Origin of the sequence: Psychrobacter sp. P11G5, assembly GCF_001593305.1 — a bacterium.
GTDB lineage: Bacteria > Pseudomonadota > Gammaproteobacteria > Pseudomonadales > Moraxellaceae > Psychrobacter.
Genome location: NZ_CP012533.1, coordinates 411,350 through 426,013 on the forward strand (window position 1 = coordinate 411,350; position 14,664 = coordinate 426,013).

The 14,664-nt window shown below is 41.1% G+C and carries 9 protein-coding genes; 4 read left to right on the top strand and 5 right to left on the bottom strand.

The features are described 5' to 3' along the window. Window positions 1-3: 3 nt before the first annotated feature. The 3 genes from purE to AK825_RS01775 form a co-directional block, all read right to left on the bottom strand. Window positions 4-552, bottom strand: a complete 549-nt coding sequence (gene purE / locus AK825_RS01765; protein WP_082785600.1) for a 5-(carboxyamino)imidazole ribonucleotide mutase — start codon at window positions 550-552, stop codon at window positions 4-6. 143 nt (window positions 553-695) lie between these two features. Beyond that, window positions 696-1,640 carry a metallophosphoesterase gene (locus tag AK825_RS01770; RefSeq protein ID WP_068034221.1) on the bottom strand — a complete coding sequence of 315 codons (945 nt, stop codon included), beginning with the start codon at window positions 1,638-1,640 and terminating at the stop codon, window positions 696-698. Between the two features lie 32 nt (window positions 1,641-1,672). After that, window positions 1,673-2,281, bottom strand: coding sequence for a rhomboid family intramembrane serine protease (locus AK825_RS01775; RefSeq protein WP_068034222.1), 609 nt, complete (start codon window positions 2,279-2,281; stop codon window positions 1,673-1,675). Between the two features lie 735 nt (window positions 2,282-3,016). Here AK825_RS01775 and AK825_RS01780 point away from each other — a divergent pair. After that, window positions 3,017-4,666 (top strand): hypothetical protein, encoded by a 1,650-nt coding sequence (locus AK825_RS01780; protein ID WP_068034224.1) that lies wholly within the window; start codon window positions 3,017-3,019, stop codon window positions 4,664-4,666. Window positions 4,667-5,404: 738 nt separating this feature from the next. After that, entirely contained in the window at window positions 5,405-7,003 is a 1,599-nt protein-coding gene (locus AK825_RS01785) for an OmpA family protein (protein WP_068034226.1), read from the top strand. 103 nt (window positions 7,004-7,106) lie between these two features. On the opposite strand, the gene nagZ is transcribed toward AK825_RS01785, so the two are convergent. Next, window positions 7,107-8,195, bottom strand: a complete 1,089-nt coding sequence (gene nagZ / locus AK825_RS01790) for a beta-N-acetylhexosaminidase (protein ID WP_068034228.1) — start codon at window positions 8,193-8,195, stop codon at window positions 7,107-7,109. Between the two features lie 643 nt (window positions 8,196-8,838). Here nagZ and AK825_RS01795 point away from each other — a divergent pair. After that, the gene (locus tag AK825_RS01795) at window positions 8,839-11,067 is read left to right on the top strand and encodes a carboxy terminal-processing peptidase (RefSeq protein ID WP_068034230.1); all 2,229 of its coding nucleotides are present in this window, start codon (window positions 8,839-8,841) and stop codon (window positions 11,065-11,067) included. A 484-nt stretch (window positions 11,068-11,551) separates the two neighbouring features. On the opposite strand, the gene AK825_RS01800 is transcribed toward AK825_RS01795, so the two are convergent. Then, a complete protein-coding gene (locus tag AK825_RS01800) occupies window positions 11,552-12,037 on the bottom strand; it encodes a peptidylprolyl isomerase (RefSeq protein ID WP_068034232.1) in 486 nt (161 codons plus the stop codon). Between the two features lie 462 nt (window positions 12,038-12,499). Here AK825_RS01800 and AK825_RS01805 point away from each other — a divergent pair, with 462 nt between their 5' ends. Continuing rightward, entirely contained in the window at window positions 12,500-14,509 is a 2,010-nt protein-coding gene (locus tag AK825_RS01805; protein WP_068034235.1) for a PDZ domain-containing protein, read from the top strand. The last annotated feature ends 155 nt before the right edge of the window (window positions 14,510-14,664 follow it).

Here is a 14,664-nt window from a genome sequence, read left to right on the forward strand (position 1 = left end):
TATCTAGTAGTTGATAATACCAGGCGTTGGACTGGCTAAGATAGTTTCGGTTTGCGTTTGACGCAGGCTGTCCAGCTTAGTAGCAATTGACTCATCATGCAAGGCTAGCACTTGAATCGCAAGTAGGGCTGCATTATAAGCACCAGCAGTACCAATGGCTAATGTACCGACGGCCACACCTTTGGGCATCTGCACGATAGAAAGCAAGCTGTCCCAACCGCTAAGCATCGAGGACTTAACTGGTACACCGAATACAGGAAGTGGCGTTTGACTGGCACACATACCTGGTAGATGGGCTGCGCCACCTGCACCAGCAATGATTACTTGAAGGCCTTTGCCTTTAGCCCCTTTCGCATAATCAAATAATCTATCGGGCGTGCGATGGGCAGAGACTACTTCGCAATCAAAGGCAATATCAAAATCTGCCAATAGCTGCGCTGCACAGCTCATGGTTGCCCAATCAGACTGTGAGCCCATGATAATACCAACTTTTGGTTGGCCAGCAGGAGAGGAGATAGAATTAGGGTTTTCGGTAGCCGATCCAGTACTCATGATGAGATATCCTCAAAACGACCATCATACAAAAATTATGGCATAGCCGTAAAGCCAAGTTTTAGCATTAGTTTAAAAGCTAGCTTAATCTTTGTGTCAATACAGGCTCAATTTGGTCTTAATGTCCAATTGATACGCAGCAATTAATCGTTGAGATATTGCACAAAATTCGCAGGACTTAGAGGTAACGGCTGGGTAGTATCAAGCTGATAACAAGTCAAATAGCCACTATCGACAGCCGCTGAATAATCCGTACAAACGACCTGTGAGCTAAGTGGTTCAGGCTTGCCTGTCAACCAATAATGTCCGACGAACACTGGCTTGTAAGTCTTTATAGCGAAGTCTATATTCTCAGCTAGGGCATCGATTGGAATCTGAGCAAGCGCAGATGTGGGCGCGCGAGCAATCTCATGAAGCGTACGTGACCTCAGTTCATCGAGCCACCAACGTACCCGCACGCGCGAGCGTTTAGTACCTTCTTTATCTACCATTACTATGCCGTCAGGTAGCGGTGTCTCCACACCCTTCAACACACGCTCTAGCGCATCAAACGGTTCGGTAAATTCTTCTGAAGTCGTTTGGAGGGCCTGAGCAGTCAGGCAATTATCAGCTGTGAGTAATGGCTTAAGCAGCGCCATACTGTCTACATCCCAGCAAGCATGGACAAAACAGGCGTAATCGGTCTCAATCCACAATGGAATCTCATAAAAACGCTGTAGCCAATATCGATGCGACTCTGAACCAAATGGTATTTCAGCTAAAAAAGCTTCATGTTGGCGTGTATGTACGTCATTATGGGAGCGTAGATAACGTTCAGGATTGTTTGAATCACGCGTTGCAAAAGCAATCGCATTATATTCATGATTACCCATCACTATATCAGCGACGCCAGCATCTAGCATGGCAAAGGCAATCTCAAGCGTGGCTACTTGCTGGGAGCCGCGATCAATTAAGTCACCAATGAACAGCGCACGATGACCGTCTGGCGGTACAAAGTACTGACCATTATGGACATAACCTAATTGCCCAAGCAGGCCAGTCAGCTTGTCTGCATAACCATGAACATCACCAATAATATCTATAATCATAAATCGTTGTCAAAACCTAAAAACAAATTGAACTAAAAGCTAGGAGAGAGTAGTGCATTAATAAAATGTGGTAGTACTTGTGGTTCGAGAATGATTGTCGCTATTACACCAAACGCACCGCCCCACATGTGTGCCATATGATTGATATTAGAGCCGCCACGCTTATCCGCATAGATGCTATAGGCGACATAAGCGACTGCAAATAGTATCGCAGGAATAGGAACAATGGCAAAAAGATAAATGGTTTCCCAAGGCGCTAATAGTATAAAAGCAAACAATACCGCCGATACTCCGCCCGATGCACCTAAGCTTAAATAACTGGCATTTTTCTTATTCTTAATATAGCTTGGTATCATCGCAATAATGATGGCCAATAAATAAAAGACAATGAAACCATAACCACCCAAGAATGGCTGATACAGCCCTTCTATAGCGCGACCAAAAAAGTATAAAGTAAACATATTGAATAGCAGGTGCATGCTATCAGCATGAATAAAACCATGACTGACAAAGCGATACCATTGACCATCGCTCACTGCTGGCGGGTAGAATATCAGTCGGTTAAATAGCACTTTGTTTTGCCATGCTAACAAGCTCACGATGACCGTGACTATGATGATAAGAGTAGTGTGGTTAAACAAAGATTAATCCTTAGGTCAAGCCTGGTAAACAAAGACGTTACAAGCCTAGTCAATAAAGCTTCACAACATTGTTAGAGCTTACCATGCGTCGAAAATTATAGTTTTAATTTTATAGTGAGTAATAAGTACCTGCTACTTACTCTCTGTTAGATATCTGATGTACAGATATATATAGTTGGGTCATTTTAAAACCGATACAGTTCTGCTGGGGTAAATTTTTTGCAGCCTCTGTCAAGCTTGCGAACAGCACGCAATAAAAATTTATACCAGTAGCACGTGACTATTAACGTATCGATTTTATTTCGAACTAACTATATTGGTAACTATTATAAGAGTTACCAATGGAGCGGATTATAAAATCAAATCACAATCATAGGTTGAACAAATTTACATACGTATACAAATTATACTTAATAAGTGGTTAACTTAACGCACAAACATTATATCTTTTAAGTCTTGTAGGTATGACTGGTAGCTTTTAAAACTGATATTATATTTTAATATGCATAACCATATTACAGTTGCTTAATTGGATAGCAATATATAAATTTGTGCTAAATCAGATAATCAAATAAAATCGCTGACTAAATGTATAGTTATTGCACCTTGTACTTAAAATTCCAACAACTACAAAGCAAAACCAGTATTTTTATAATTAATAAATAACGATTAAATAATGACCGCTTTTTAAAAATTTCTATTAATTTACTATCCACGCCGCCAAAGGCAGTATTTATGACTATCATTGACCAACTTGACCAGACTGTTACCACAGCCGTTTTAGGCGATGATAATAGCGTGGCGCACATCAGTTTGCTTGAACAGTTTTATGCTATTTTAATTACCCGTTTAGCTCAGCCAGCTGTGTATTCACAATTGCTACGTGCTGATCAAGACCTACCAATACAGTCAACTACAAGCTCTACCTTATTCGAGCAGCTTTGGGCGATAGTCAGCCTGCGTCAATTGTTGATTGATGAGTTGGCAGCGACTCATCATGTTGATCCGCAGGCCACTGAGAGTCTTCTGATAAACGCGGCGCCTTTAGCCTATCAAGAGCTCAAAATTTTAGCTAATGGTCAGTTTTTACCTGCATTTTTACAAGCACAGCAACTGTCAGTAAGATCTTATTTGCCAGTATGGGCAGAAGAGGTGATACTACCAATAAATGCAGTCAGTAATGAGATGGGTTTAAACAAAGATACGCTCATTAATAATATTGAAGTAACCGATGCCAATGCCAACGCCAATGTGATGTCAGAATCTGTTCGTGAGACACAAACAATACCCGAACAAGCATTTGTAACGGATAAATTGTCTATTGATCCGCTAGAAAGTACTGAAGTCAAAAATGATAAATTACTATTAGATGAAGAGCCGCTCTTGACTGATACCATAGATGCTCTTCATGCCAACCCATCAGATTATTATGATGCAGGTATCTCTGAGAGTCGGTTAAATGTACGCACTCGTAACCGAAGAAATGATCTAATGGTCCGAGTTTTGATACTAGCAGGTGCGCTAGCAGCAATCGGTCTAGTATGGGCGTTAGTTATTCAACCTAATTATATGACGCCTACAGCACCCGTTGTAACCTCGCCTGTTGTCATTACACCGGTAAGTGAGCCAGTCGCTAAGGTGTCGATACCAGCGGAGTTAGTGGTTGGAGTAGACGACAGTGGCAGTCTATATAGTTGTACCGCGACTGTTGGCGATACAGAATTCCAAAATGCGCTTAAGCAAGCGTTGAGTATGAGCTTTGGAGAACAAGTAAGTATTTGTGAGCTGAGAGTGCGACAAGGTGTTGCCAATAGCTTATCTAGTATTAATGTAGAAACTCTGCCTAGTATATTTACTCTACTGCGTTCAGTGCCCTTCGCGCGATTACAGTTGCAGCAGGACACTCTTAATCTAGAGGCACCCGATGATACGTTGCTCCAGCGCTTATTGATTGATATGCGAACATTAGTACCTGCTATAGCTATTACGAGTGCGGCGCCTTTACCACTAGATAACAGCAATGGGCTATCTGATGATGCTAACAACGATATGAGCATGATGAACGGTCGTAATAATGAATTCACAAATGAAAAAATACCGTTAGACAATACTTATGACAGCACCTATCCCAACAATAACAACTTGAGTCGTAATCAGAACTATCAACCCTCAGATGACAATACGAACGACATCATAGAAGTAGCGCCGCCTCGTAATAATTCTGACAATAGCTTTAATAGCAATGCCAACAATAACCGTGCATTCACTACCCCAGCAGGCTCTATGTCAGCATCAGAAGTTAATGACTTGGCAAACACTACTATTGTCGCTGAAAAGTTGCGTAATGAAAGACCTGTTGATAAAAATCTAATCCAAGACAGATAGATGTACTATAAAAAATAGAGAAAAACGTTATTAGAGTTAGCTTTTTGGCATTTATTTTTAATATATAGTAGGTTTTGCCTCCAAAGAAGACAGTGCAATTTGACATAAATTTGTTGATTTAAGTATAAATGGATGATGTGAATTAGTAGAGCCCTCTAAAATCATATTCAAAACTTGGCAACTTGGTAATCTAATACCTAACCATAAGCAGTTGCAAATGTTTGATTTCTTACACCATTTCTCGTATTTATGTTAGTAATTCGTACTTTATTATCAATATAGTTACGTGCTGCATCTGAAAAATTACCTAATGTATCATTTGCACAACAGCGCGTTTGTAGAGATGACTTATTCATTACTCTTATAATACTCATTAGCTGAAGATAATAAATGGTTAAGTGGATTTAAAAATTGACTTGTCAAAAGTGAATAATTCGAAATTAACTAATGTAAAAGTCAGTAACTAAAAAGTAAGTAAGTAAAAATATTTAGTAAATAGCAGATAAAACACTTAAATTTTCACTTTATGCAGTTTGGTTTTATTTATCCATTTATAAGTAAGCGCATAATAGCTAGTTTTTATATTTAATTGATTTAGATATACGTAGTCCACCCAATGTAGCATCAATAAAAAAACTGATACCAAGTAATGTCTTAATATGACTAGCGCGGTTGAAGTTGCAATGGTTTTACAGCGGGAAGGCTATACAAAACAACAGTAATTGGAGGGGATATACTATGGATATTATTAGTCATTTGACACGCACTGTTAGCCCAGCAGTCTTAGGAGATGATCGATCTCCAGCTAAGAAAAACTTACTTGAACAGTTTTATGCCATTTTTGCTGCGCGTTTAGCAGACAAAGATACTTATGGTCGTTTCTCTAATGAAACCATTGCTCGTGACGACCAAGGTTTTTATGATCGCGTCTGGACTGATGGCTCGCACCGTGACAATATTTCACGTGAGCTTGCTGGTGCTCATAATGTCGATGCAACTGCGTCGCGTGGTCTAGTAGCTATGGCAGCACCACTTGCTTATCATGAAATTAAAAGTTTAGCAGGTACGACGCCAGTACCGCAGTTCTTGAGTGACAATTTCGCTGATTATCAGCACCATATTCCTGCATGGGCCAGTGCTGTGATACCTGCTGGTATGCTTGCTGCTGTTCCTGCTGGTACACGTATCTCTGATACTACAAGCATGGCCCCGCTACAGCACAAAGAAGAAGAGTCAGGCAGTTTTATGAAAGCGTTACTACCTATTATAGGTCTGATTATATTAGGCGCTTTAGCCTGGGCATTGTTGAGAGGATGTCAGGATAATCCCGAGCCTGTCGCAACGCCAGTTGTCACTGAGCAATCAGCTGCCACTGATGAACAAACCGTAGTAGCAGCCGATGTTGAGCCAGCCGCGCTGCATATCTCTACTGGTGAAGCAAATACCTTATATGCTTGCCGTATGAATGTCGGTGATGAAGCGTTACAAACAACAGTTATGAATGCGATGAGTAGCACTTTTGGGAATGAAGCTGATAAGTGCCGAGCGGATGTAGATGATGGCTTTGCAACTGATATGCCAGCTGCTGCTCAATTGGCTTCTATCTTACCAATCATTAAAAGTGTACCAAACGCTAGTATGATTATTAAAGGTAATGAGATTGTTGTTAACTCTGCTGATGCAAGCATACTCGATAAGCTAGTTGCTGACTTGCAAGCCGCTGCTCCAGCGATGACAGTAAGAGCCGAAGGACCGTTAGATTTACAAGGTGAGGTTGATGACAGCCTAGTGGCAGCAGATGCCGCCATTGACAACCTTGGTGAAAATCCAAATCCCCGCGACGTTGCTCGTGCTTTGAGTATACAGGTGGTTAATTTTGAGCTTGATGCGGCACTTATTCCAGAAGCAAATAAACCATTCCTTGATCGTGCCGCCACTCTTATCCAAGAAGTACCTGATATGGAGCTGATGATTATCGGCCATACGGATAATCAGGCTTCTAACGCTTATAACATGAAATTGTCTCGTGATCGTGCTGAAGCGGTAAAAGAATATCTTATATCTAAAGGTGTTGATGCGACCAAGCTTACGACTAAAGGTATGGGTGAGAGCGATCCTATCGCTGATAACTCAACCGAACAAGGGCGCTTCCGCAACCGTCGCATTGAGTTTACTGTGTACGATGAAGCTGCCTTAAATAATAATGGAACCAATGGGGCAATCACTAATAATTCTATCGATCCAGATTTGAATCCATTAGATAGTAACAACGATGATTTATTACCTGATGGTGATGATCCAAGTAAAGGTACTGCATTAGATCCAAATGCTCAGTAAAACTAACTACGTCATTAAATTTTAAGAAAGAAAAACCGCACTTATAATTAAGATGCGGTTTTTTATGCGGTTTATAATAGGGTTATCATGGGCAAAAAGCCGATTATCTATAAGCCGTCGGATCTAGAGTTTCGCTATTCTCAGTTTCAAACAGTGAACTGTCAGACTGAGCATTAAAGAACGTGTTCAGCACATTGTCTTTAGCTTGCTGCCAGTATTCAAATTGGCGACAAGTAGACTCAAGATCACCTTGCCATGAAGGCACCTGCCCGCACATGGTTTTGATTCGGCTTTGATTAGGATAGGGCAGCTCTTGAGCAGCTTTGGCCGCTTCATGGGCTGCAACACGATCATTACATACGAGTGCAATATCACAGCCTGCTTCAATAGCTGCACGCACACGTGCACTGATATCACCAGCTGCTTGCGCTCCTGCCATACATAAGTCATCAGAGAATAAAACGCCATCGAACTTAAGTTGATCGCGAATAATGTCTTTTAGCCAAATTTTCGAAAACCCTGCTGGCTTGTCATCTACCTGCGAAAATATCACGTGTGCTGGCATCAACGCATCGAGCCACGGTAGGGTCTGAGCAAAAGGCTGCATATCACTGGCTAAAATTTCATCAAGGCTACGGTTATCAATGGCTTCTGCTACATGAGAATCAGGAGCGATAGCGCCATGTCCAGGGAAATGCTTACCCGTAGTCGCCATACCAGCCGCCCTCATACCACGCATAAACTGAGTCGCTAAGGCAACGATTACCTGTGGATCTTCATGAAAACTGCGATCACCGATTACTTGGCTAATACCGTCTCTATCAAGCACAGGAGCAAAGCTTAAATCGATACCTACCGCCAATACCTCAGCTGCCATCAGATAACCACAATCATAGGCGCAACTTAAGGCTTGAGTAGGATTGTGATCGAATAACTCGCCAAGCTTACCCATAGCCGGTAGCGGTGTGAACCCATCACGTAATCGTGCGACGCGTCCGCCTTCTTGATCGACCCCGATTAGAATGTCAGGATTATGACAACGAATATTATCACAAAGCGTGCGAACTTGAGCCGCATTTGCTACATTGCGAGCGAACAATATTACTCCGCCAACTTGTGCTTGTTTGAGCAAACTGACGTCTTCATTCGTCAGTGCGGTGCTATCGATATCGATCATTAATACACCATACATTGCAAAATCCTTAGAGTGCTGTGCACTTATATTGTTAGTTTTTAATGCTAATTTCTGTTGTTGTCTGATACTAGTTTCTGTTATTGATTGTGTTATTGAGTCAATTGATCAAAATGAATAAGCACTACTCTTTAGTTATCAACATATTATGCCAGTTATCAATCCTAAGACCTATCTTGATCTTGCAGGTAGTGTTTGAGGTAGCCAATAGATTTAACTTGATTACCGTTCAAGTATTGAACCTTGGCTACACAGTACCTTAGGTGACTATAATAAATATGATGGCAAGCACAATAAAGATGACAGAAAGTTTGGTATGTGCAGGCGTAGCGTGTAAGATTGTTTATACAGTTTGAGACAGTTGTAAACTAATGACCATGATAATATTAAATGCTTTTTAATTAGGCGTTGTTAGTAAATTATACTGGCTCGTACAGAAAAAATAAAAACAACGGTAGTGCGTTTGCTAGCTTTTAATGCTAGCTTGATTGATATTACAATCTTAAAAATATGATGAAATTCGTTTTTATTATTGTTCAATTGTATTGGATGCGAATTGGCTTCAATGCTCTCTACTAATAAGCTAAATCAAGAAAAGATATACTTTAGGTATTTTATCACTTAAGACAACTAGGTACATATAATGAAAAAACAACCAGCACAGTGGTTACTCAGCGTAGCGTCAGTTGGCGTCGCGGGTCTTATTTTGACGCAAAGCTATGGCACAGCAGTGGCAAACACTGATACCGCAGGCTTTGCCCAAACTCCTGAACAGAAAATTACAACTAGACAAGTCGCTGCACTACTAGATCGCAGTCATTATCTGAACCAGCCGCTTGATAGCAAGATGGGCAGTGAAATTTTATCTATGTATATTGATAATCTTGATCCCAACCATACGTTGTTTTTGCAGTCTGATGTTGATGAATTTAAAGAAAAATATGCTAGTGAATTTGGTAATCGGCTCAAGCGTGGTGATTTATCTGCCGGCGTAGATATCTTTGAACGCTATCGCAAACGCTCAAATGAGTATTTTGAGATGGCCACAAGAATGCTCAAAACCGACCTTGATTTGACCAGTGATGAAACCATTATTCTCGACCGTGAAAAGCTTAGTCATTTTAAAACCAAAAAAGACCAACGCGATTATTGGGCGCGTCAGCTAAAATTCCAGTTGATGAGTATTACGTTGGGTCAAGAAAGCGAAAAAGGTAAAGAGCAAATATTCTTAGATAATCCAGACATTACGCGTGGTCAAGATTTAGTTCGTGATGATCAGCGTACGCCAAGCGAGATTTTACTGAACCGCTTGTCACGTCAGCAAGGGCAGATGAAACGTCTTAAAGATAACGAAATCATGGAAACGGTACTAAATACCGCTATGCTTACCTATGATCCACATAGTAATTATTATGCACCCATTCAAGCAACCGAACTACAGATTCAATCGAGCTTGCAGTTAGAAGGCATCGGTGTTTCTATTCGTCCAGATCGCAAAAATCCAGACTATACGCGTATCGTTACTTTAGTCGATGGCGGACCTGCAGCCAAAACTGGGCAAATAAAGCCTAACGATTTGATTGTTGGTATTGCTGAAGATGGCAAGACCATGACCGATGTGGTCGGCTGGTCGACACGTGAGATTGTAGGCTTGATTCGCGGTAAGCGTGGAACGTCAGTAACGCTCAAGTTGCGTCAACCTAGTGCGCCGGAGGCAAGCGCCCGTACCGTCACTGTGGTTCGCGATATTATTCAGCAAGAAGAATCGGGCGTAACCCAGCGTGTCGTAGAAGTACAGAGTCCTAATATTGATGCGACACCAAAACGTATTGGTGTGCTTGAAATACCAAGTTTTTATCTAAATTATCGTGCCCGTCGTAATGGTGAAGATTATCGCAGTGTCAGTGTCGATACTGAAAAGGCTTTAAAAGAATTAAACAAAGAAAATATCGATGGCCTCGTAGTCGACCTACGTAATAACCCTGGCGGCTCATTGGATGAAGTTGCGAAGATGTTAGGGCTATTTATTAAGAGTGGGCCATTAGTACAGATTCGTGATAACCGTGGCAATATTCAAGTGTATCGCGATGACGATGGTGGCAAACAGCTATATGATGGCAAGATAGTTGTCCTTACTAACTTAGCCTCGGCTTCTGCTAGTGAGATATTTGCCGCAGCGATTCAAGATTATGGCCGAGGCCTAGTTGTTGGTAGTACCACAACTGGTAAAGGTTCCGCACAAATTCAGCTAGATAATTTAGCTTTGGGTTCTGCGACTTTGACCCAGCGTAAGTTCTACCGTATCACTGGTGGTAGTACACAAAATAAGGGTGTCGTACCTGACATAGAATTGGTCAATATCTATGATGATGCTACCTTTGGTGAGCGCGCACAGAAAAAAGCATTGCCATGGGATACTATCAGAACGGCTGCATACAAGCCTGAGGGTAAGTTCAGCTCAAACACGCTTGCAACATTAAATCAGCAATCTAAAATTCGTCAGCAACAAAATCCGCAGTTTGTCTATCTATCGACCTTGAACGACATTCGTGATATGGAAGATGAGAAAAAACCTATTGAACTTGATATCGACAGTCGCCGTGCGAAAATGAGACTAATCGAAGAGCGCTCACTACAAGCTGAAAACAAGCGTTTAAAAGCTACTGGTGAGCGTCCGTATGCCAATTGGAATACTTATCAGGCAGCAATGGATGCAAAATTTGAAGAACGTAGTCAGATGAAAGCTGATAAACGTCCGCAATTACCTGAGGATGAAGCTTTCATCAATGAAGCGGCTTATTTGATGCTTAGTGCTGATCCTAAACTGACAGCTAGCCCTGAAGAGAAGCTGCAAACGGCTATAAAACCTTAAATAAAAAGTAGTGTAAGTATATGCTTACACGCAATGACGCTATAGCCTCTTACCACAGATAGGGTAATCTGCGATTATAGACCTACTGCACAGTTTGACGATACTATTTTTGATACTAGGGATTGGTATTTATAGGTTGTCTATAAATTGTTTCAGGGATGGTTTGCTGATTACGGATGATAAGGCTGGATGCCTGTCAGTTATACTGTATCTTGGGATTGGATATGGCATAGCATTAACAAGGATGGTTAGTAACAGAAACCGCGTAGCGCTTGCCGTTATGCGGTTTTATTACGTTTAAGAAAGCATAATCTAGGTGAAACAAACGTTTTCAATTATTGTAGTTGAGTCTTACTAAAAGTTTTTTATTTAGTAAAATGAGCCCATTAAAAAAGCCAGTAGCAATATCTACTGGCTTTTCTCATTTAAACAACAAGTAAATTAATTTACCCGTCGTTTAATTCTCTATACAACTTACGATAGATTAATGCTCAACGCCACCTGCACCATGTACATGGCCGTGGTTTAGCTCATCTTCAGTTGCTGCACGTACTTCTTGAATTTCTACATCAAAAGTTAGACGCTTGCCAGCTAGTGGATGATTAGCATCAACAGTAACTTCGTCATCAGTAACTTCAGTAACCGTCACTAGCATTACTTGGCCGCCAGCTTCTGACTGGAACTGCATACCAGGCTGAATATCATCAACGCCTTGGAAGTTATCACGTGGCACATGCTGCACTGCTTGTTCTTGATACTCACCATAGCCATCAGCAGGCTCAACAACTGCATTGACTCGTTCGCCAGCAGATTTACCTTCTAGCTGTTGCTCAAGGCCTGGAATAATGTTGCTATGGCCATGCAAATAAGCAAGTGGTTGACCTTCTGGAGATTGGTCAAGAATGTTGCCTTCGTCGTCTTTTAGGGTGTAATTGAATTTGACGGCAGTGTCTTTTGCGATAGTAGTCATAAATTATCCTAAATATATCTATATAAAAAATTAAATGCGGTTGCAATAAACCTAAAAAAGCCAATCAGCAAGCTCAAAGCCATATCATTAGTCAATTATCATCAGTTTATTTTAGTTTATCAAAGTAACTTTAGCAGTTAGCATCTTTAATAGAGATGGTCGTAATAACTTTCAAGGCAAAAAACATAAAAAATATAAATATTAATGAAATTAATCCAATTATTACTATATAAGTTACTTATAGGCAGTTCGGAATAATATAAATACGGCTCTGTTAACTTGTTACTGGTATAAATTTTCCTCGCTTGCTGTGCGCTTTGCCAGACAGAGGCTTGAAAAAATTTATCCCAATAACTCTGTATTCTTTTCAAAGTGTATTGACTATATGACTCTTTTCTTATCAGTTGCGTTTTCTTCTCGAGGCTTCTACCATAACCTTAAACACCATAATAAGAATTTACTATGACTTCAATATCTAGTTCTTCAGACAACCAATCAAATCAGCATGATTCGCGTAAATCGGCAGCTGACATCAGTTATCGACTCGATTTCACTCGCTTTTCTGAGCATTTAGTCGATATTACGCTCAGCTTTATCGCAGAGACGACATTGCCATGTTTATGGCTGCCAGCATGGATACCCGGCAGTTATTTGATGCGTGAATTCGCTCGCAATATTACGGCAGTTCATTATCAAATAGAAAACGTAGCTAATAGTAATGATAGTCATCCTAAACATCGCGCCCATAAAATTGATAAAAACACTTGGCAATTACCACAGGTTGAAGTAGGGCAGACGTTGAGCGTACATTATGAAGTCTACTGCTACGACTTATCGGTACGCACCGCTTATGTCGATCAGCAGCGTTTGTATGGTAACTTTACCTCTCTCGCGTTAGCCGTTGAAGGTCAGGAGCTTAAACCAGTACAAGTTAGTCTTATTGTGCCCACAGCATTTACAGCTGGTCAACAGGTAACAGACAATAATTTGAAAGGCAAGGATAATAGTGATGTGGTGCTGGCATGTGGTCTTGAAGCCACTCATCTACACATTGATGCGCAGGATGGGAGTAGTAAGCATGGCTACAGTCTACAGGCAGATAGCTACCATGAGCTAATAGATCATCCGTTTGAGATTGCAGCTCAAGAGTCGTTTAGTTTTATTATTCAGGATGATGGGCATCAGACATTGAGTCATCGCTTTTTTATCTCTGGCAAACACCATGCAAACATGGGCCGGTTGCAGCAAGATGTGACCCAGATTTGTCAGGCTTATGTGAATTGGCTAGGCGATGCGCCATTTGACGACTATACCTTTATGACTTATGCCAGTGGTCAAGATTATGGTGGTCTTGAGCATATTAATTCAACTAGCCTAATTACGCCGCGTCGTGACTTGCCAAGTATTAACGAGCCTAAAATACCAAGTAACGACTATCAGCGCTTTTTAGGCTTATGTAGTCATGAATACTTTCATTCGTGGTGGGTCAAGACCGTACGTCCAGATGTCATGCTAGATGTAGATCTTCGTAAGGAAGCCTTTACGCCACTACTATGGGTATTTGAAGGTTTTACCTCTTACATTGACGATTTTATGTTGCAAGCCTCAGGGGTAATTGATAAAGCAAGTTATCTCAAACTATTGGCTGAACAAATTAATCGCTACTATCAGACAGATGGACGAGCGCACCAAAGTGTCGCAGAATCGAGTTTTGACGCATGGATTAAGCTTTATCGTAGCGATGAAAATACCGGTAACGCTGGTATCAGTTATTACAATAAAGGTGCATTGGTCGCGCTATGCTTAGATTTAACGCTGCAACAAAAAAGCGCCGGTCGCTATCGCCTCTTTGATGTGGTGAAGGCGTTTTATAATCAAGCAAAGAAAAACGACAATAAGCGTATTGGTATCAGCAGTGCCGATATGAGTACGGTGATTGGTCAGTTTATGCCAGTAGCAGATTGGGAAGATTTTGAGCACCGCTATGTCAATGGCGTAGAAGAGTTACCTCTTGAGCAACTACTGACAGCCAATGGCATTAAAATCCATGTTGACATCAAAGATACCGCAGATAAAAAAGTACCTTGGGGCATGCGCTGTAGCGAGACGCCAGCCGGTCTAAAAGTCAATCGAGTACAACGCGGTAGTGCCGCTGCAAAGTCTGGAATATCTGCTCATGATGTTATTGTCGCTATTGATGGTATCAAGGCTGATAACAAGCAATTAGTGTCTTTAAGCAACGCTCAGCATGAGGTTCGCTGTCATTTGTTTCGCCGTGATGAGCTGATGCGTGTCTCCGTATTACCTAAAGCTGCTGTGCAAGCGCAAGATAATATAGAAAAAGCGTTGCCACATAAAATAAATCTGAGTTTGGCAAGAATGGATAAGTTTTTAGAAGAGAGCGTAGACAGTACTGACATCGCTCCAGCTTGGCAAGGATGGCTTGACGGGATGAAGCGCTATCAGCAATAAACCTACTAAGCTGATAGCGATTAATAAAATAGCAATTATCTATCTATGGTAATGAGAGGAATTAAAAAACCCTTGCTAAGCAACGATGCCTAGCAAGGGTTTATATTAGTAGATGTTTAAACAAAGTAACGAAACATATTATTAAACCTTCAATG

Bases quoted from the DNA above. Each gene is read 5' to 3' on its own strand.
- nagZ (WP_068034228.1), bottom strand. From the start codon at position 8,195: ATGTATGGTGTATTAATGATCGATATCGATAGCACCGCACTGACGAAT.
- AK825_RS01795 (WP_068034230.1), top strand. From the start codon at position 8,839: ATGAAAAAACAACCAGCACAGTGGTTACTCAGCGTAGCGTCAGTTGGC.
- AK825_RS01800 (WP_068034232.1), bottom strand. From the start codon at position 12,037: ATGACTACTATCGCAAAAGACACTGCCGTCAAATTCAATTACACCCTA.
- AK825_RS01780 (WP_068034224.1), top strand. From the start codon at position 3,017: ATGACTATCATTGACCAACTTGACCAGACTGTTACCACAGCCGTTTTA.
- purE (WP_082785600.1), bottom strand. From the start codon at position 552: ATGAGTACTGGATCGGCTACCGAAAACCCTAATTCTATCTCCTCTCCT.
- AK825_RS01785 (WP_068034226.1), top strand. From the start codon at position 5,405: ATGGATATTATTAGTCATTTGACACGCACTGTTAGCCCAGCAGTCTTA.
- AK825_RS01770 (WP_068034221.1), bottom strand. From the start codon at position 1,640: ATGATTATAGATATTATTGGTGATGTTCATGGTTATGCAGACAAGCTG.
- AK825_RS01805 (WP_068034235.1), top strand. From the start codon at position 12,500: ATGACTTCAATATCTAGTTCTTCAGACAACCAATCAAATCAGCATGAT.